Raw genomic sequence first — 19,714 nt, 5'->3', positions numbered from 1 at the left:
TAAAAAAAGGCCACCCGAAGGCAGCCTTTAAAAACTAGAGAGGTTTTTACTTACACGGCCGCAACGGGACGCATGTAAGAGATCGGTGCAGTGCTGGCGTCTTCGAAAGTCACGACTTCCCAAGCATCTTTCTGCTCAATCAACTTGCGCAGTAGCTGGTTGTTCAATGCATGTCCGGACTTGAAGCCCTTGAACTCACCAATCAGGCTATTGCCCAGCAGGTAGAGGTCACCAATTGCATCGAGGATCTTGTGCTTCACGAATTCGTCTTCATAGCGAAGGCCGTCTTCGTTAAGTACACCATCCGCGTCGACCACAATAGCGTTTTCAACGCTGCCGCCGAGTGCGAGGTTGTGCTTGCGCAGGTACTCGATGTCACTCATGAAACCAAAGGTGCGGGCGCGGCTGACTTCTTTTACGAACGAAGTGCTGGAAAAATCCACGCTTGCACTTTGTGTGCGGTCACGGAAAACCGGGTGATCGAAATCGATCTCGAAGCTCACTTTGAAACCTTCGAAAGGGACGAAAGTGGCGCGCTTGTCGCCGTCTTCCACTGTCACTTCCCGCAGGATCCGGATGAACTTCTTGGCGGCGTCCTGTTCTTCCAGGCCAGCCGACTGAATCAGAAATACGAAGGGTCCAGCGCTACCATCCATGATTGGGACTTCAGACGCGGAGAGCTCGACGTAGGCGTTATCGATGCCCAGGCCAGCCATGGCCGAGAGCAAGTGCTCCACCGTATCCACTTTGGTGTCACCACTGACCAATGTGGTCGACATCGTGGTTTCACCAACGTTTTCCGCGCGGGCAGGGATTTGCACGACCGGATCGAGATCGGCACGACAAAACACAATGCCGGTGTCGATAGGTGCTGGCTTGAGGGTCAGGTATACCTTCTCCCCGGAGTGCAGGCCTACACCTGTGGCACGGATAATATTTTTCAGTGTGCGTTGTTTAATCATGGCTTGGGCCGCTTCAGCGCAAATTGCGAACTGGTATCAACAAAGGCTGGCGATAATAGCAGACCAGACCTTTGCTGAACACCAATCACCTTCATAGCCCTGATACATTCCATCAATCAGCCTGGCGACGCAGGAAAGCCGGGATGTCCAGGTAGTCCAGATCATCTTGCGGATTCATCTTCGCGGCAGTCGCAGCACCGGCCTGAGCCTGGTTGCGCATGACGGTCGGACGGTCCAGGTCACGGTAGTTTACCGCTGGTTGTTCCTGACGAGCGGGTGCCGATTGTTGCGGCTGGGAAGCCATCGAGGTGTGAACGGTATTGTCGATGACCTTTACAGGCTTCTCGATTTTAGCGCCCAGACCGGTAGCAACCACGGTCACGTGCAGTTCGTCGCGCATGTCCGGATCGATAACGGTACCGACCTTGACCATTGCGTGCTCGGAAGCGAAGGCTTCGATGATGCTACCCACGTCGGAGTACTCACCCAGGGACAGGTCAGGACCGGCGGTGATGTTCACCAGGATGCCGCGTGCACCTTGCAGGTTCACGTCTTCGAGCAACGGGTTGCGAATGGCCGCTTCGGTGGCTTCGCGTGCACGGTTCGGACCGCTGGCGCAGCCAGTGCCCATCATCGCCATGCCCATTTCGCTCATCACGGTGCGTACGTCGGCAAAGTCGACGTTGATCATGCCCGGACGCTTGATGATGTCGGAGATACCGCGAACGGCACCGGCCAGTACATCGTCAGCCTTGGCGAAAGCCGACAAGAGGCTTGCGTCCTTACCGAGGATGGTCAGCAGCTTCTCGTTGGGAATGGTGATCAACGAGTCAACGCTTTCAGACAGCAGACGGATACCTTCGTCAGCGATCTGCATGCGCTTGCGGCCTTCGAACGGGAACGGACGAGTCACCACCGCAACGGTGAGAATCCCCATTTCCTTGGCCACTTCAGCAATGATCGGCGCAGCACCGGTACCGGTACCACCGCCCATGCCAGTGGTGATGAACACCATGTTGGTGCCCTGCAGGACTTCGGCAATGCGCTCACGGTCTTCGAGAGCGGCCTGACGACCTACTTCAGGGTTGGCGCCAGCGCCCAGACCTTTGGTCACGCCGGTACCCAGTTGCAGGATGGTCCGCGCGCCGATGGATTTCAGCGCCTGGGCATCAGTGTTGGCGCAGATGAATTCAACGCCTTCAATGTTGCTCTTGACCATGTGGTTGACAGCGTTGCCGCCGCCTCCGCCAACACCGATAACTTTAATAACCGGGCTTGCGGGGATGTTGTCTACGAGTTCGAACATTTTCCCTCTCCTTTACGTTCTCTAGTTTTTTCGCCTACTGCCTGTATCTACAACGGTGCTGCGGTAAATCTTTAGAAGTTGCCTTGTACCCAGCTCTTGATGCGATCGAGCAAGGCGGCTTTCGGTTCTTCATTGCTGTAGCTGTCGCGGCTGCTGATGCCCGAGAACGAAATCCCGTCGGACTGCTTTTGCAGGCCGTACATCAACAGGCCAACGCCAGTGGAATAAATCGGGTTGCGGACCACGTCATCCAGACCCTTGACGCCGTGAGGCACGCCCAGGCGGACCGGCATGTGGAAGATCTCTTCGGCCAGTTCGACCGCGCCTTCCATTTTCGATGTACCACCGGTCAGCACGATGCCGGCAGGGATCAGGTCTTCGTAGCCGCTGCGACGCAGTTCGGCCTGGATCAGCGTGAACAGTTCGTCGTAACGCGGCTCGACCACTTCGGCCAGGGCCTGGCGCGACAGCTCGCGCGGCGGACGGTCGCCAACGCTTGGGACCTTGATGGTCTCACCGGCACCGGCCAGCTTGGCCAGGGCGCAGGCGTAGCGAATCTTGATTTCTTCGGCGTACTGGGTCGGGGTGCGCAACGCCATCGCGATGTCGTTGGTCACCTGATCGCCCGCAATCGGGATCACCGCGGTGTGACGGATCGCGCCTTCGGTGAAGATCGCGATGTCGGTGGTGCCGCCACCGATGTCCACCAGGCACACGCCCAGCTCTTTCTCGTCGTCGGTCAGCACCGAATACGCGGACGCCAGTTGCTCGAGAATGATGTCGTCGATTTCCAGGCCACAACGACGCACGCATTTTTCAATGTTCTGTGCGGCGTTGACGGCGCAGGTCACCACGTGAACCTTGGCTTCCAGACGTACGCCCGACATGCCCAGAGGCTCACGAACGCCTTCCTGGTTATCGATCACGTAATCCTGCGGCAGGGTGTGCAATACGCGCTGGTCAGCCGGGATCGCCACGGCCTGGGCGGCGTCGAGGACGCGCTCAAGGTCGGCGGCGCTGACTTCGCGATCACGAATCGCCACGATGCCGTGGGAGTTCAGGCTGCGGATGTGATTGCCGGCCACGCCGACGAACGCCGAGTGGATCCGGCAACCGGCCATCAGCTGCGCTTCTTCGATCGCGCGCTGAATCGATTGCACGGTGGACTCGATGTTCACCACCACGCCTTTCTTCAGGCCACGGGACGGATGAGTGCCGATCCCGACGATTTCCAGCGTGCCGTCGTCCGAGACCTCGCCGACCAGCGCCACCACCTTGGAGGTGCCGATATCGAGACCGACGATCATTTTGCCGCTTTGCACGTTTGCCATGGGTCCTGCCTCTTCTTAATTCTTCGCGACAGCGGGTTGGGCTGTCGTGGGCGCTACAGGTTCCCGCCAGCCAACAGCGAGGCCGTTGGCGTAGCGCAGATCGATGCGCGCAATGTTCGTAATCTGTTCTTTAAGCGTCTTGTCGTAGATGGCAATGAAGCGGCGCATCTTTTCCACCAGGTTGCCGCGTCCCAGCAGCAGTTCGATCCCCGGACCCGCGCTGCCGGCGCCGGTGGTCAGGAACCAGCTGCCTCGTTCACGCAATTCCAGGCGTGCAATCGAGAAGCCCAACGGCCTGAGCATCTGGCTCAGCACCTGGTATTGCTGCATCACTTGCTGTTGTGCCCGTTGTGGACCGAACAGCTGTGGCAAGTGTTCATAGTTCGCCAGCTCACGCGGGGTGAAGGCCTGCCCCTGGTTGTTCAACAGCGACTCATCGCCCCAACGGGCCACGGGCAGTTGTTCTTCCAGGCGGATCACCACTTGATCCGGCCACACCCGACGCACTTCGGCGTGGGCAATCCATGGCATGGTTTCAAGCTCGGTGCGCATGCTCTCCAGGTCGATGGTGAAGAAGCTCGACGCCACGTACGGGGCGATCCGCTGCTGCACCGCTTGCTGGCTGATGTAACTCAAATCGCCCTGCACGTTGATCTTGGTGATCGGCCGGTCGGCGTACGGCAGCAAACGCTGTGCGCCTTCGTAAGTGCCGAACCCCAGTGCAACCAACAGCACCGGCCAGAACAAGGCTTTGAGAAAGCCGAAATTGGCTTTGGGCAGGCGCGCGGACATCGGCTCTTTCGCCACCATTCGGCTGGCACCCCGCGGCACCGGCTTGCGGCCGGGTACTGGAGGGGGCTGATGTCTCAGCTGTGCGCCTTGCATGGTCTTAACCTCGAGGCTCGTTGTTGCCGGCAATGCTGGCGGCCAAAATCGCCAGAACCAATTGCTGGAAATCCAGACCGGCAGCACGGGCCGCCATCGGCACCAGGCTGTGATCGGTCATGCCCGGTGCGGTGTTGACTTCCAGGAACCAGAACTGCCCGTCGGCGTCCTGCATCACGTCTGCCCTGCCCCAACCGGCGATACCCAGCGCCTCACAGGCTTTCGCCGTGAGGTCCATCAGTTCTTTTTCCTTGTTGCTGTCCAGGCCACACGGAATCCGGTACTGGGTATCGGAGGCCACGTACTTGGCGTCGTAGTCGTAGAAACTGTGCGTCGTGCCCAGGGCAATCGGTGGCAACACCTGGTCACGCAGGGTGGCGATGGTGAACTCCGGACCTTGAATCCATTGCTCGACCAACACTTGCGAATCGTAGGTACTGGCCGCTTTCCAGGCGTCGATCAACTCCGGCGCGGAGGTCACTTTGGCCATACCGATACTTGAACCTTCATGGGCCGGTTTGACGATCAAAGGGAAGCCCAGTTCCGTCGCTGCCGAAATACAATCGGCCTCGCAACTCAGTACGGCGTGGCGTGGCGTCGGAATCCCGAGGCTGTGCCAGACCTGTTTGGTGCGCAGCTTGTCCATCGCCAGTGCCGAGGCAAGAATGCCGCTGCCGGTGTACGGAATGCCCAGGCACTCGAGCAGGCCCTGCATGCTGCCGTCTTCACCGCCACGACCGTGGAGAATGATGAAGGCGCGGTCGATTTTTTCGTTCAGCAGACGCTGCAACAGGTCATCGCCCACGTCGAGGCCGAACGCGTCCACCCCGGCGCTCAGCAGCGCGTCGAGAACAGCGTTGCCCGACTTGAGGGAAACCTCACGCTCGGCACTCTTGCCGCCGAACAGCACGGCAACGCGGCCGAAGTCTTTCGGTGCGATCGTGGAGACGAGGTTGGCGTAGGCAGCAGTCATTTCAATTTCCCCGGAGTCGGTGCGGCAACAGCACCCGCGAATAGCGGGCTGGCCAACAGTTTCGGGGCGAGACCACCGATATCACCGGCGCCCTGGCACAGCAGGATGTCGCCGGCACGCAGCAGCGGCTTGACCAGCGGCGCAAGGTCGACACCGCGCTCGATGTAGATCGGGTCGAGCTGGCCCCGCTGACGAATGCTGTTGCACAGCTTGCGGCTGTCGGCGCCCGGGATCGGTTCTTCACCGGCCGGATAGACTTCCATCAGCAGCAACACGTTGGCGTCGGCCAATACATTGACGAAATCGTCGTACAGGTCGCGGGTGCGGCTGTAACGGTGCGGCTGGTAAACCATCACCAGACGGCGCTCCGGCCAGCCACCGCGCACGGCTTTGATTACAGCGGCGACTTCAGTCGGGTGGTGACCGTAGTCGTCGACCAGCATCACGTTGCCGCCCTCGACCGGCAGTTCGCCATAGACCTGGAAGCGTCGACCGACACCCTGGAACCCGGACAGGCCCTGGACGATGGCCTCATCGCTGACGCCCTCGTCGGAGGCGATGCAGATGGTCGCCAGCGCGTTCAATACGTTGTGGTTGCCCGGCATGTTCACCGAGACATCCAGCGGTTCGCGATCAGGGCGCAGCACGGTGAAGAAAGTCTGCATGCCCTGCTGGCGCACATTGATGGCGCGCACGTCGCAGTCATCGCCGAAGCCGTAGGTAACCGTAGGACGTTTCACCAGCGGCAGGATTTCACGCACCACCGGATCGTCCAGGCACACCACCGCCAGACCGTAGAACGGCAGGTTGTGCAGGAACTCGACGAAGGTTTTCTTCAGTTTGTTGAAGTCGCCGTCGTAGGTCGCCATGTGGTCGGCGTCGATGTTGGTGACCACGGCCACCAGGGGCTGCAAGTGCAGGAAGCTCGCATCGCTTTCGTCGGCTTCGGCGATCAGGTAGCGGCTGGTGCCGAGTTGGGCATTGGTGCCCGCGGCATTCAGACGGCCACCGATGACGAACGTCGGGTCCAGGCCACCGGCCGCGAACACCGAAGCGATCAGGCTGGTGGTGGTGGTTTTACCGTGGGTCCCGGCAACAGCGATGCCGTGGCGGTAGCGCATCAGCTCGGCCAGCATCTCGGCGCGTGGCACCACAGGAATGCGGCGTTCCAGTGCGGTGGCGACTTCCGGGTTGGATGTGTTCACGGCACTCGACACCACCAGCACGTCGGCAGAAGCGGCGTTCTCGGCACGGTGGCCGATGAAAATGTGCGCACCGAACGATTCAAGACGCTCGGTCACCGGCGACGCTTTCAGGTCGGAACCGGACACTTGATAGCCCAGGTTCAACAACACTTCGGCGATGCCGCACATGCCCACGCCGCCGATGCCGACGAAGTGGATTTTACGGATGCGGCGCATTTCCGGTTGCGGCATGGCTTTCTGATTCTCAACCATGGGCCACCTCCAGACAGGTATCGACCACGTTACGGGTTGCATCGGGTTTGGCGAGGCGGCGTGCCGCGCTGGCCATGTCATTGAGTCGTTGCGGTTGCATCAGGACCTCTGTCAGGCGTGCGGCAAGATCCGCTGCGCCAGTCGTTCTTTGCGGCAACAGGAAGGCAGCGCCTTCACGGGCCAAATAATCGGCGTTGCGGGTCTGGTGATCGTCGATCGCGTGGGGCAAAGGCACCAGCAACGAGGGCAGACCGGCGGCAGCCAGTTCACTGATGGTCAATGCGCCTGCGCGGCACACCACCAGGTCGGCCCAGCCATAGGCTTGAGCCATGTCTTTGATGAAGGGCTGCACTTGCGCCTCGACGCCAGCCGCGCGATAGCGCTCTGCAGTCACTTCATCGTGGTTTTTGCCGGCCTGATGAAACACTTCCGGGCGCAGGTCGGGGGCGACTTGCGACAGGGCTTCAGGCAGCAACTTGTTCAACGGTTCTGCGCCCAGGCTTCCACCCAGGATCAGCAAACGCGCCTTGCGACCGGCCAGGGCCTGTCGCGGTGTTTCGAGGAACAGCTCGGTGCGCACCGGGTTACCGGTGGTCCGACGGCTGTCCGACAGGGTAAAGGTGTCGGGGAACGCTTCACAGACTCGGGCGGCCAACGGCACCAGCAACCGATTGGCGGTACCGGCCACCGCGTTCTGCTCATGAACGATCACCGGCACGCCGGCCAGTTTGGCTGCGACACCGCCGGGACCGGTCACAAAACCACCGAAGCCGACGACACATACTGGCCGCAGCTGGCGAATGATCGCCCGCGCCTGCCAGACAGATTTGAGCACCATGAACGGGGCCTTGAGCAGGGACAATTTGCCCTTGCCGCGCACGCCGCTGGCGTTGATCCGATGCAGCTCGATACCGGCCATCGGCACCAGGTCGTTCTCGATGCCACGGGGCGTTCCAAGCCAGTGCACGGTGTAACCGCGGGCCTGAAACTCGCGAGCGCAAGCCAGCGCCGGAAACACGTGGCCGCCGGTGCCGCCCGCCATGATCAATACGTTAGCGCCCATGGGTCGACTCCTCGGCGAAGTCGCTCTCTTGGAATTCCATTTCTTCGCTGCCCAGGTGGGTTCGACTCTCCCACTCGATGCGCAACAACAACCCAAGGCAAGCACCGCAGATCACCAACGAACTGCCGCCATAACTGAGGAACGGCAGGGTCAGGCCCTTGGTCGGCAGCAGACCGACGTTCACGCCGATGTTGATCAGGAACTGGCCGATCCACAGGAACGACAAGCCGTACGCAATGTAGGCGGCAAAGAATTGCTTGGCCTTCTCGGCCCAATAACCGATGTACATGCCGCGAATACACACGAAGACGAACAGCGCGACCGTGCACAAGGAACCCACGGCCCCCAGCTCTTCGGCCAGGACCGAGAACACGAAGTCGGTGTGGGCTTCCGGCAGGTAGAACTGTTTCTGCACGCTGTTGCCCAGGCCAACACCCAGCCATTCACCGCGACCGAAGGCGATCAATGCCTGCGACAACTGATAGCCGGCGCCGAACTGGTCGGCCCATGGATCGGCAAAGTTGGTCAGACGCGCCATTCGATAGGGTTGCACTTGAATCAGCAACACCACCGCCGCAACCGCCAGGACCACCATCAGGGAAAACCGGAACAGCCCGACTCCACCAAGGAACAGCATCGCCGCGGCGGCACCCATCATTACGACGGTGGCACCGAAGTCAGGCTCCATCAGCAGCAGGCCAGCCATTGGCAATAGAACGATGAACGGCTTGAAGAAGCCCATCCAGCTTTCACGTACCTCTTTCTGGCGACGCACCAGGTAACCGGCGAGGTAGATCACCACGAACACCTTGGCGATCTCGGAAGGCTGAACGTTGAAGAAACTGAAGCCGATCCAGCGCATCGAACCGTTCACTTCACGGCCGATACCCGGAACGATCACCATCACCAGCAGACCGAACGCACCCAGCAGCATCAGCCAGCCCAGGCGTTGCCAGGTGGCGATCGGAATCATCATGGTGATGACGCAGGCGCCCAGGCCCAGCACGATGTAGATAAGGTGGCGAATCATGTAATACAGGGCGCTGCCCGATTGCGCCGCCGCCACTTCGGTCGAAGCCGAGGCGATCATGACCAGCCCGAGGCCGATCAAGGCCAGGCAACCGGCGAGCATCGGGAAGTCGAGGTCGATACCGCGCCCGGTGATGATCGGCGACGGGTAAGGCTTGATGATGTTTCGCAGGCTCATGCCAGATCCTCCACAGCGCGGACGAACTGGTGACCACGGTCTTCATAATTCTTGAACATGTCGAAACTGGCGCAGGCTGGCGACAGCAGCACCACATCGCCCGGTTGGGCAGCGGCGCGGCATTGCTCCACCGCTTCAACCAGCGAACCGACCCGGATCAACGGCACCGCATCGCCGATGGCCTCACCGATCTTGTCGGAGTCGCGGCCCATCAAAATGACGGCGCGGCAGTTGGCGGCCACGGGATCACGCAGATCCTTGAACTCGGCGCCTTTGCCGTCGCCCCCGGCGATCAACACCACCTTGCCGTCAATGTCCGCGCCCAAACCTTCGATGGCGGCCAGTGCGGCGCCGACGTTGGTGGCTTTGGAATCGTTGTAGTAGCTCACGCCATCCAGGTCACGGACCCACTGGCAGCGATGCTCAAGCCCGGCAAACGTGCGCAGGCTCGACAGCATGGCGTCGAATGGCAGGCCGACGGCATGGCCCAGCGCCAACGCCGCCAGGGCATTGGACTGGTTATGGGCGCCACGGATTTTCAACTCGCGCACCGGCATCAGGTTCTGGAATTCAAACGCCAGGTACTTTTCGCCGTTTTCTTCGCGAATGCCAAAGGCCTTGAAATCAGGTTTGCTCAGGCCGAACGTCCAGCACGGCTGACCTTCGCCCATCAACGGACGGCTCAGGGCGTCCTGACGGTTGACCACAAACTGCCTGGCCCCGCGGAAAATCCGGTGCTTGGCCAAGTGATAGGCCGGCAGGCCGCTGTAGCGGTCCATGTGGTCTTCACTGACGTTAAGCACGGTGGCCACTTCAGCGTTGAGTTGGTCGGTGGTTTCGAGCTGGAAGCTCGACAATTCCATCACGTACAACTCGACGTCATCGCTGAGCAAATCCAGCGCCGGCGTACCGAGATTGCCGCCCACGGCGACACGCTTGCCCGCCGCTGCGGCCATTTCGCCGACCAGGGTGGTCACGGTGCTTTTCGCGTTGGAACCGCTGATGGCCACAATCGGCGCCTTCGCATTTCGCGCGAACAGCTCGATGTCGCCGGACAACTTCACGCCACGGGCGGCGGCAGCCTGCAGGGCCGGGGTCGCCAGCGCCAGGCCGGGGCTCACGTAGAGCTCGTCGGCGCGGCACAGGAATTCGACGTCCAGCTCGCCACAACGCACTTCCACGTGCGGATAGTCACGCTTGAGCGTGGCCAGTTCCGGTGGATTTTCCCGCGTATCGGCCACAGCAAACGACGTGCCCCGGTTCGCCAGGAAGCGAACCAGGGACATGCCGCTCTTGCCGAGGCCGACAACGATGCGGAAGTGGTCAGAAGCGATCAGAGACACGAGTTTCTACCTCAGCTTCAGGGTGGCAAGGCCGACCAATACGAGAATCACGGTGATGATCCAGAAACGGACAATCACGCGCGGCTCAGGCCAGCCCTTGAGTTCAAAGTGGTGGTGAATCGGTGCCATGCGGAACACGCGGCGACCGGTCATCTTGAAAGAAGCAACCTGGATAACCACCGACAGGGTTTCCATCACGAACACGCCGCCCATGATGAACAGGACGATTTCCTGACGGACGATCACCGCGATGGTGCCCAGGGCCGCGCCCAGCGCCAGTGCGCCGACGTCACCCATGAAAACCTGTGCCGGATAGGTGTTGAACCAGAGAAAGCCCAGGCCCGCACCGATCAACGCGCCGCAGAACACGATCAACTCACCTGCGCCGGGGACGTAGGGAATCAGCAGGTATTCGGCGAATTTCACGTTACCCGACAGGTAGCAGAAAATGCCCAGGCCACCACCGACCATCACGGTCGGCATGATCGCCAGGCCGTCGAGGCCGTCGGTCAGGTTGACGGCGTTGCTCGATCCGACAATCACGAAGTAAGTCAGGACGACGAAGCCTATGCCCAACGGAATGCTGTAGTCCTTGAGCATCGGCAGGATCAGTGTGGTTTCCACCGGCGAGGTCGCGGTCATATAAAGGAAGATCGCAGCGCCGAGGCCGAACACCGACTGCCAGAAGTATTTCCAGCGGCTTGGCAAACCTTTGGAGTTTTTCTCGATCACCTTGCGGTAGTCATCGACCCAGCCGATAGCGCCGAACAGCAACGTCACCAGCAAAACGGTCCAGACATAGCGATTGCTCAGGTCAGCCCAGAGCAAGGTGCTGACGCCGATGGACGACAGAATCAGCGCGCCGCCCATGGTCGGGGTGCCGGATTTGGACAGGTGCGATTGTGGACCGTCGTTACGAACGGATTGACCGATCTGACGGTTCTGCAAAGTGCGGATCATCCACGGGCCATAGCACAGCGACAAAACCAGCGCGGTCAGCACACCGAGGATCCCGCGCAGGGTCAGGTACTGAAAGACCGCGAAGCCTTTGTAGAACTGTTGCAGATACTCCGCTAGCAGCAGCAGCATTAATGTTTCTCCAGACTGGACCCGCACAAAGCGGCGACGATGTTTTCCATCGCAGCGCTGCGCGAGCCCTTGATCAAAATAGTGGTGTTTGTGTCCTGCTCGGCGCCGAGTGCCTTGATCAGTTCAGCCTGAGTGCTGAAGTGAAAAGCTTGCGGGCCGAAAGCGTTTACGGCGTGAGCCATCAATGGCCCGACAGCGTAAAGCGCGGAAACCTTGCCGCGGGCGTACTCGCCCACATCCCGGTGCCCCTGCTCCGCCCAGTCGCCCAACTCGCCGATATCCCCGAGCACCAGAACGGTGCGGCCGGAAAAGCCGGCGAGTATATCAACGGCCGCGCACATGGAGGTGGGGTTCGCGTTGTAGGTGTCATCGATCACGCGCATGCCATTGCTGGCCAGTTGCGCGACGGTCCGGCCCTTCACCGGTTGCACCGCGCCGAGACCGGTGGCAATGCCCAACAGCGACACGCCCAAGGCGTGTGCGGCGGCAGCGGCAGCCATGGCGTTGGCGACGTTATGGGTGCCGAGCAGGTTCAGTTGAACGCGCTCCACACCTTCAGGGCTGTGCAGATTGAAGGACGGGCAACCGCGTGCATCGCGGTCCAGATCACTGGCGTAGAAGTCGGCGCTGACATTGCTCAAGGCAAACGTCAGCACTTTGCGGCCGGCAGCGCGGGTCTTCCAGATGCCGAACGCCTTGTCGTCCAGATTCAGAACGGCGACGCCATCGGCGTCCAGCCCTTCAATAATCTCGCCCTTGGCTTCAACGATTTTTTCCGGCCCGCCGAACTCGCCAACATGGGCAGTCCCGGCGTTGTTCAACACGGCTACATGCGGTTTGGTCATGCCGACTGTGTAGGCAATTTCACCCAGACGCGACGCGCCAAGCTCGATCACGGCAGCGGTGTGTTCCGGTGCGAGTTCGAGCAAGGTCAACGGCACGCCGAGGTCATTGTTCAGGTTGCCACGAGTCGCCAGCACCGGACCGCGCGTGCGCAGGATGCTCGCGAGCATTTCCTTGACGGTGGTCTTGCCGCTGGAACCGGTGATTGCGGCGACCGGGTTGGTGAACGCTGCACGGTTCATCGCGCCCAACTGGCCAAGGGCCTGGCGGGTGTCTTTGACCACCAATTGCGGCAGCGCACTGTCGGCGACTTCACGCTCGACCAGCGCCGCGACGGCGCCTTTGTTTGCCACGTCATTCAAATAGTCATGACCGTCGAAGCGCGGACCGGTCAGGGCAATAAAGAGTTGGCCGGGCTTGATCGCGCGGCTGTCGATGCTGACGCCATCGAACGTGGCGTCGGCCACGACCATCCGACCGCTCAGTGCGCTGGTCAGCTGGCTCAATTTCCAGGGCTTAAGCATGAGCTACCTCCCATGCGGTCAAGGCATGATCAGCCTCGACCAGGTCGGAGAAATCGTGACGCTCGCCGTTGATTTCCTGATAGTCCTCGTGACCTTTGCCGGCCAGGACAATCACGTCGTCCACCGAAGCGCTGGCGATCAATTGGGCAATCGCCTGGCCACGGCCCGCGACGAAGGTGACTTTATCCACGTTGGTGAAACCGACACGGATGTCGTCGAAAATCACGGCTGGATCTTCGGTGCGCGGGTTGTCATCGGTCACCAGCACGCCATCGGCCAGACGCTCGACCACTTCGGCCATCAGCGGACGCTTGCCGCGATCGCGATCACCGCCGCAACCAAACAGGCACAGCAAGCGACCTTTGGCGTGGGGACGCAGGGCCATCAAGACTTTTTCCAGTGCATCGGGCGTGTGGGCGTAATCGACCACGACCAGAGGCTGATTGCCGCCGCCAAGACGCTGCATGCGACCCGCCGGGCCTTCGAGCTTCGGCAGGACCTTGAGGATTTCGTCCAGCGCGTAATCCAGGCCGAGCAAAGCGCCGACCGCAGCCAGCACATTGCTCAGGTTGAAACGACCGAGCAGCGTGCTGCGCAAATGATGCTCGCCCTGGGGCGTGACCAATGTGGCGCGTACGCCTTCGTCGTCGAACTGCGCTTCACGGCAATAAAGGTAGGCGCTGGTGTTTTCCAGACTGTAGGTAATCAGGCGCGACTCGCCTTTATCGGCGGCCAGTTGGCGGCCGAACTCGTCGTCGAGGTTAACCACTCGGCACTTCAAATCGTTCCAGGCAAACAGCTTGGCCTTGGCTTCGCCATAGGCTTGCATGGTGCCGTGGTAATCCAGGTGATCGCGGGACAGGTTGGTCATCACCGCCACGTCAAACGCCAGCGCAGTTACGCGACCTTGATCGAGACCGTGGGAAGACACTTCCATGGCCACGGCTTTGGCGCCGGCCTTTTTCAGGTCAGCCAACATCGCTTGCACGGCAATCGGGTTCGGCGTGGTGTGCAATCCACTTTCGAGTGCTCCGTAGAAACCAGTGCCCAGTGTGCCGACAATGCCGCAGTGCTGGCCGAGCAGGTCCAGGGCTTGCGCGACCAATTGCGTGACGCTGGTTTTACCGTTGGTGCCGGTCACGCCGATCAGATTCAGGTGCCGGCTCGGGTCGCCATAAAAACGCCCGGCAATGTCCGACAGCTGCGCCGCGAGGCCTTTGACCGGAATCAATGGCACGTCGGTGATCGGCAGCACGGTGGCGCCTTCAACCTCATACGCCACGGCGGCAGCACCACGCTGCAACGCATCGGCAATGTGCGCACGACCGTCGAACTTGCCGCCCGGAACGGCGAGAAACAGGTCGCCAGCGCGCACATTGCGGCTGTCCAGGGTCAGTTCGCGGATCAGTAGATCGCGGCCGGCGTGGGCGAAAATCTTGTTCAGGCTCAGAGACATCAGCCGCGCCCTCCATTGGCTTTCAGTGGAACGACCGGTGTTGCATTAGCGGTTTGAGTCGGCGGCAAGTTGTCCGGGGTGATGTTCATCAGGCGCAGGGTGCCGGACATCACTTTGCTGAACACCGGCGCCGAAACCAGACCACCGAAGTAACCGGCCTTGGTCGGTTCATCGATCACTACCACGATGGCGTAACGCGGATCGCTCATCGGGCCGAAGCCTGCGAACAGCGAGCGGTAGGAGTTTTCGGCATAGCCTTTGGTGCCGACCGAAGTCTTGCGCGCGGTACCCGACTTGCCTGCCACGTGGTACGCCGGCACTTGCGCACGGAACACGCCGCGCGGAGCTTCGATCACCTGGGTCAGCATGCCTTGCATGGTTTTCGCGACGGCTTCGGGCAACACTTGCGTGGTTTGCGGCGCCTTGTCGGTCTTGATCAGGGTCAGCGGTGCGATGCGGCCGTTGTTGGCCAGGGCCGAGAAGGCGTGGACCAGCTGGATCGCGGTCACGGAAATACCGTAGCCGTAGGACAGCGTGGCGGTTTCAGCCTTGCGCCATTCGCGGTAGTTCGGCAGGTTGCCAACGCGCTCGCCCGGGAAGCCGAGGCCGGTGTCCTGGCCGAGGCCGACTTTCTGCGCGAGACGGAAAATGGTTTCGCCGCCGATGTCGAACGCGACCTTACTCATGCCGACGTTACTGGAGTTGATCAGAATGCCGGTCAGGTCGAGCACTGGACCTTCGGTCTTGGAAACGTCCTTGATGGTGTATTTACCAATCTGCAGGCTGCCTGGGTACACCTCGACGGTATCGCTCGGTTTCCAGCGCCCGGTTTCGATCGCGGCGCTCATGGAGATCGCTTTCATGGTCGAGCCCGGCTCGAACACGTCGATCATGGCGCGGTTGCGCATCATCGCCGGTTGCAGGTTGCGACGGTTGTTCGGGTTGTAGGTCGGCTGGTTGACCATGGCGAGGATCTCGCCGGTCTTCACGTCCATGATCACCAGGCTGCCAGCCTTGGCGCCGTTCTCGATGATCGCGTTACGCAGTTCACGGTTGGCCAGGTATTGCAGACGCAGATCAATGGACAACGCCAAGGGCTTGCCGGCCTTGGCGTTTTTGGTGACCTGGACATCCTTGATAAGTCGGCCGCGCCGATCCTTGATGACCTGTCGCTTGCCGGCGACACCGGCGAGCCATTCGTCATACGCCAGCTCGACGCCTTCACGCCCGTGGTCATCAATGTCGGTAAACCCGACCATGTGCGCGGTGACTTCACCGGCCGGGTAGAAGCGCCGGAACTCTTCGATGCCGTAGACGCCCGGCACTTTCAGATCGAGCACAGACTGGCCCTGCTCGGGGGTCAGCCCGCGCACCAGGTAAATGAATTCTTTGTTGGCCTGTGCTTCGAGACGCTCGGCCAGGGCTTTGGGGTCTTGCCCCAGCGCTGCTGCCAGTGCCGGCCATTTCTCTTTGGCCAGCTGCATTTCCTTGGCGTTGGCCCACAGGGTGGTGACCGGCGTACTCACGGCCAATGGCTCGCCGTTACGGTCGGTGATCAGACCACGGTGAGCAGGAATCGGGATGTGTCGAACGCTGCGCGCATCGCCCTGACCTTTCAGGAAGGCACGATCGACCACTTGCAGATCGATGATACGCCAGCAAATCGCCACGACCATGATGCCGAGCAAACCCAGGACCACGCGGAATCGCCATGGGAACAGTGCGCCTTCGAGCTTCATCATGGCGTCACCATCTTCACTTCAGCTGCGCCAGGAATGCGCATCTTCAGTTGCTCGGTGGCCAGGACTTCGATACGGCTGTGGGCGGTCCAGGTACTTTGCTCAAGAATCAACCGGCCCCACTCCGCTTGCGCCTTGTCGCGCACGCTCAACTCGTTGTACAGCGAGTTCAACAATTGACGGTTCCAGTGAGCGCTGTAGGACACGCCAATGGCCGACACGAGCACGGCCAGAAACAGCAGCAGCATGAAAAAGCTTCCGCCGGGAAGTGGCTTGGCGAAAAGCTTGCTCACCGCAGCTTCTCCGCGACGCGCATGACGGCGCTACGGGAACGTGGGTTGGCTTTGAGTTCGGCGTCGGAGGCCGTCTGCGCTTTGCCATGGACTTTGATTTTCGGTTCGAAGGCTACGTGGCGAACCGGCAGGTTGCGCGGCAGGTTGTCGGCTTCGCCTTTTACCAGCTTGCGCATGAACAGTTTGACGATGCGATCTTCAAGCGAATGGAAGCTGATGACGACCAGACGACCACCGATTTCCAGGCAGTCCATCGCGGCTTCAAGGCCGGCTTCCAGATCGCCCAGCTCGTTGTTGACGTGAATGCGCAGACCCTGGAATGCACGGGTTGCCGGGTTTTTGCCCTTTTCCCATGCCGGGTTGGCGACTTTCAGGACTTCCGCCAGATCGGCTGTGCGTTCGAACGGCTTGATGTCGCGACGTTCGGCCACGGCACGGGCCATGCGACCGGAGAATCGCTCTTCGCCGTATTCCTTGAATACCCGGGCAATTTCTTCCACTGGCGCGGTGTTGACGAACTCGGCTGCGCTGATCCCGCGAGACGGGTCCATGCGCATGTCCAGTGGGCCGTCATTGAGGAAACTGAAGCCGCGCTCAGGGTCGTCGAGTTGTGGCGAAGACACGCCGAGGTCGAGCAAAACACCGCTGACCTTGCCGTGCAGGCCACGTTCGGCCACTTCCGAACCGAGCTCGGCAAAGCTGCGCTGCACAACGACAAAGCGGCCGTCTTCGGCCGCCAGCGTCTGCCCGGTGGCAATCGCTTGAGGATCTTTGTCGAATCCGAGGACCCGACCATCGGGGCCTAGTTGGCTGAGGATCAACCGACTGTGCCCGCCGCGACCGAACGTACCGTCCAGATAGCAGCCATCAGGACGTACGGCGAGAGCCTCGACGGCTTCGTCAAGCAGTACGGTGATGTGGTTAAAGCCGCTATCAATAGTCACAGGATCAAATCACGCAGTTCATCAGGCATGGCGCCCGGTTGTTGAATAGCAGCCAGGTCAGCGGCAGAAACCGCATCCCAGGCATCCTCGTCCCACAATTGGAACTTGTTCAGTTGGCCAACCAACATCGCGCGTTTATCCAACTTGGCATATTCACGAAGACGCGGCGGAACCAGAAAACGACCACTGCCATCGAGCTCGAGGTCGACGGCATTACCAATCAGTAAACGTTGCAGGCGGCGGTTCTCTTCGCGAAGCGAAGGCAGTGCGCGCAGTTTGGTTTCAATAATTTCCCACTCATCGAGGGGGTAAACACACAAACACGGATCAACGGCATCAATTGTCACGATCAACTGACCGGAACTACGCGAAACGAGCTCGTCACGGTACCGGCTCGGCATGGCGAGACGGCCCTTTGCGTCGAGACTGATAGCGTTAGCTCCGCGAAACACGACAGCGTTTCTCCAAATATTAGCGTTTTACGTTCAAAAAACCCACTTCATGCCACTTTCCGCCACTTGCGCACACTATAGGAATGCGGCCACCGCACCGTCAAGGCGCGCTTTAAAGGAAAAGCCTTACAGAACTGAGATTTAGGAAGCTAAAGAGAGGGGAAACGACTATCCGGCAGGTGAATTTGTCCGATAACTTGAATGCGCACAGAAGGCTGCGTTCGAAAGTTAAAGTAGTTTGTTAAGAGTAAGATTTTTTTGGTATTACGAAAGTGCTTCTGCTGATGATTCTGGAAGGAGGGAAATTGCTATCACCGGCACCCTGCTCAATGATTTAAGCAGAGGGGAGAAAAAAGGTGGAGAGTCGATCTGTAAGCCGGGTTCTGTCTTGAACAGTCATTCGTCTACGATGGCCATCACTGGACATCTTTAGCAACCTACCCGGTCCCAGCGCGGGCCACGCCTTGGGACCCTATTTGGTCTTGCTCCAAGTGGGGTTTACCTAGCCACGAACTGTTGCCAGACGTGCGGTGCGCTCTTACCGCACCTTTTCACCCTTACCGGCGCCGAAGCGCTTAGGCGGTTATTTTCTGTGGCACTTTCCGTAGGCTCACGCCTCCCAGGCATTACCTGGCACTTCGCCCTATGGAGCCCGGACTTTCCTCCCCCCCCTAATTTTCATAGAGGGCAGCGACTGTCCAATCGACTCTCCGCCGCGAAGGTTAACGGCACAGCGACCGAAGAACAAGCGCTAAACGCCTTCGGCCGCGCCTTTACGTCGGTTTTCACTCACCTTTTTGCCTGTCGAGAGCGACCTGATAGAGCACATTCTTGCGTTCGCCGGTAATTTGCGCCGCCAAGGCCGCCGCACGTTTGAGCGGCATCTCTTCGAGCAACAGATCGAGGATGCGCATGGCTTCACTGCTGACCGCATCTTCAGTCTCTGGCGCCGCCCAGCCTGCGACCAACACCACGCACTCACCGCGCTGCTGATTGCTGTCCGACTCCACGAACTGGCGCAACTCGGCCAGCGGCAAACCTTTAAGGGTTTCGAACGTTTTGGTCAGTTCACGCGCCAGCAACGCCGGACGCTCAGGGCCGAACACCAGCTCCATGTCCTGCAAGCATTCCAGGATACGGTGTGGCGCCTCATAAAAAATCAGCGTGCGCGGCTCTTCCTTGACTTGCTCAAGACGAGCACGACGACCGACCGTCTTCGCTGGCAGGAAACCCTCGAAGATAAAGCGGTCCGACGGCAGCCCGGCCGCCGACAGCGCCGCGATCAATGCACAGGCACCCGGCACCGGCACAACATTGATTCCAGCGGCGCGGGCCTGACGCACCAGGTGATAACCAGGATCGGAAATCAGCGGTGTGCCGGCATCGGAGATCAGCGCAACATCGTCGCCCGCCAGCAGACGGGTGATAAAACGACTACCTTCATCCCGTTCGTTGTGCTCATGACAAGCCGCCAGCGGCGTGGGAATGCCAAAATGCTGCATCAATCGCTGGGAGTGACGGGTGTCTTCAGCCGCGATCAATGCGACGTCACGCAGGATCTTCAGCGCACGTGCGCTGATGTCGTCCAGGTTGCCGATGGGCGTCGCCACCACATAAAGCGAGCCAGCAGCGGAATTCAAAGCACCTGGAGCAGTCAAAGCGCACACCTCATGATCGGTAAAAGGCGACATTGTAGCGCGTACCGGCGCTTGCGATACGCCCCGCCCTCCCCGGGTTTTCCAGTCATTTGTGCACCACTGCAACATTTGCACGAGCTAAATTGATCGATTCACGCCAGTAACATCGCGCCCCGGCCAGTGCTTGGGTACAATTCCACGCTAATTTGA

At 60.3% G+C, this 19,714-nt stretch carries 17 protein-coding genes and 1 other RNA gene; all 18 read right to left on the bottom strand.

The genetic code is table 11. The features are described 5' to 3' along the window. Positions 1–50: 50 nt before the first annotated feature. The 18 genes from lpxC to rsmI all read right to left on the bottom strand — a co-directional run bounded on the left by lpxC (position 51) and on the right by rsmI (position 19,558). Positions 51–962, bottom strand: a complete 912-nt coding sequence (gene lpxC / locus ACM6I0_RS23375; RefSeq protein WP_222588379.1) for a UDP-3-O-acyl-N-acetylglucosamine deacetylase — start codon at positions 960–962, stop codon at positions 51–53. 112 nt (positions 963–1,074) lie between these two features. Further along, complete coding sequence (ftsZ, locus tag ACM6I0_RS23370; protein ID WP_007943486.1) at positions 1,075–2,268, bottom strand: cell division protein FtsZ; 1,194 nt, start codon at positions 2,266–2,268, stop codon at positions 1,075–1,077. Between the two features lie 71 nt (positions 2,269–2,339). Then, entirely contained in the window at positions 2,340–3,599 is a 1,260-nt protein-coding gene (gene ftsA / locus ACM6I0_RS23365) for a cell division protein FtsA (RefSeq protein ID WP_046048247.1), read from the bottom strand. Between the two features lie 15 nt (positions 3,600–3,614). Then, on the bottom strand, positions 3,615–4,484 hold the full coding sequence (locus ACM6I0_RS23360; RefSeq protein WP_090180278.1) for a cell division protein FtsQ/DivIB: 870 nt from the start codon (positions 4,482–4,484) through the stop codon (positions 3,615–3,617). A gap of 4 nt (positions 4,485–4,488) precedes the next feature. Continuing rightward, positions 4,489–5,457: a D-alanine--D-alanine ligase gene (locus ACM6I0_RS23355; protein WP_222588380.1), complete on the bottom strand. Its 969-nt coding sequence runs from the start codon at positions 5,455–5,457 to the stop codon at positions 4,489–4,491. Then, positions 5,454–6,914 carry a UDP-N-acetylmuramate--L-alanine ligase gene (murC, locus tag ACM6I0_RS23350; protein ID WP_285435312.1) on the bottom strand — a complete coding sequence of 487 codons (1,461 nt, stop codon included), beginning with the start codon at positions 6,912–6,914 and terminating at the stop codon, positions 5,454–5,456. Before murC ends, ACM6I0_RS23355 begins: the two co-directional genes overlap by 4 nt. Next, entirely contained in the window at positions 6,907–7,977 is a 1,071-nt protein-coding gene (murG, locus tag ACM6I0_RS23345) for an undecaprenyldiphospho-muramoylpentapeptide beta-N-acetylglucosaminyltransferase (protein ID WP_285435310.1), read from the bottom strand. The genes murC and murG overlap by 8 nt, the downstream gene beginning before the upstream one ends. Further along, positions 7,967–9,184: a putative lipid II flippase FtsW gene (gene ftsW, locus ACM6I0_RS23340; RefSeq protein WP_414923382.1), complete on the bottom strand. Its 1,218-nt coding sequence runs from the start codon at positions 9,182–9,184 to the stop codon at positions 7,967–7,969. Before ftsW ends, murG begins: the two co-directional genes overlap by 11 nt. Further along, positions 9,181–10,527 carry a UDP-N-acetylmuramoyl-L-alanine--D-glutamate ligase gene (gene murD, locus ACM6I0_RS23335; RefSeq protein ID WP_414923381.1) on the bottom strand — a complete coding sequence of 449 codons (1,347 nt, stop codon included), beginning with the start codon at positions 10,525–10,527 and terminating at the stop codon, positions 9,181–9,183. Before murD ends, ftsW begins: the two co-directional genes overlap by 4 nt. Positions 10,528–10,533: 6 nt before the next feature. Further along, a complete protein-coding gene (mraY, locus tag ACM6I0_RS23330) occupies positions 10,534–11,616 on the bottom strand; it encodes a phospho-N-acetylmuramoyl-pentapeptide-transferase (protein ID WP_090180261.1) in 1,083 nt (360 codons plus the stop codon). Beyond that, the gene (locus ACM6I0_RS23325; protein WP_414923380.1) at positions 11,616–12,983 is read right to left on the bottom strand and encodes a UDP-N-acetylmuramoyl-tripeptide--D-alanyl-D-alanine ligase; all 1,368 of its coding nucleotides are present in this window, start codon (positions 12,981–12,983) and stop codon (positions 11,616–11,618) included. Before ACM6I0_RS23325 ends, mraY begins: the two co-directional genes overlap by 1 nt. Beyond that, positions 12,976–14,439 carry a UDP-N-acetylmuramoyl-L-alanyl-D-glutamate--2,6-diaminopimelate ligase gene (locus ACM6I0_RS23320; RefSeq protein ID WP_285435304.1) on the bottom strand — a complete coding sequence of 488 codons (1,464 nt, stop codon included), beginning with the start codon at positions 14,437–14,439 and terminating at the stop codon, positions 12,976–12,978. Before ACM6I0_RS23320 ends, ACM6I0_RS23325 begins: the two co-directional genes overlap by 8 nt. After that, positions 14,439–16,178: a peptidoglycan D,D-transpeptidase FtsI family protein gene (locus tag ACM6I0_RS23315; RefSeq protein WP_222590283.1), complete on the bottom strand. Its 1,740-nt coding sequence runs from the start codon at positions 16,176–16,178 to the stop codon at positions 14,439–14,441. The genes ACM6I0_RS23320 and ACM6I0_RS23315 overlap by 1 nt, the downstream gene beginning before the upstream one ends. After that, positions 16,178–16,471, bottom strand: coding sequence for a cell division protein FtsL (gene ftsL / locus ACM6I0_RS23310; protein WP_090180249.1), 294 nt, complete (start codon positions 16,469–16,471; stop codon positions 16,178–16,180). The genes ACM6I0_RS23315 and ftsL overlap by 1 nt, the downstream gene beginning before the upstream one ends. Next, entirely contained in the window at positions 16,468–17,415 is a 948-nt protein-coding gene (gene rsmH, locus ACM6I0_RS23305) for a 16S rRNA (cytosine(1402)-N(4))-methyltransferase RsmH (protein ID WP_167360478.1), read from the bottom strand. Before rsmH ends, ftsL begins: the two co-directional genes overlap by 4 nt. Beyond that, on the bottom strand, positions 17,412–17,867 hold the full coding sequence (mraZ, locus tag ACM6I0_RS23300) for a division/cell wall cluster transcriptional repressor MraZ (protein ID WP_008147486.1): 456 nt from the start codon (positions 17,865–17,867) through the stop codon (positions 17,412–17,414). The genes rsmH and mraZ overlap by 4 nt, the downstream gene beginning before the upstream one ends. A gap of 356 nt (positions 17,868–18,223) precedes the next feature. Further along, an RNA gene (rnpB, locus tag ACM6I0_RS23295) (RNase P RNA component class A) lies at positions 18,224–18,577 on the bottom strand. A 75-nt stretch (positions 18,578–18,652) separates the two neighbouring features. Then, positions 18,653–19,558: a 16S rRNA (cytidine(1402)-2'-O)-methyltransferase gene (gene rsmI, locus ACM6I0_RS23290; RefSeq protein WP_259156808.1), complete on the bottom strand. Its 906-nt coding sequence runs from the start codon at positions 19,556–19,558 to the stop codon at positions 18,653–18,655. Positions 19,559–19,714 lie beyond the last annotated feature (156 nt).

Origin of the sequence: Pseudomonas sp. IT-P294 (assembly GCF_949767865.1) — a bacterium.
Classification (GTDB): Bacteria; Pseudomonadota; Gammaproteobacteria; order Pseudomonadales; family Pseudomonadaceae; genus Aquipseudomonas.
Note: the sequence above shows the minus strand (reverse complement) of the source record. Positions and strands in the feature narration are given on the sequence as shown.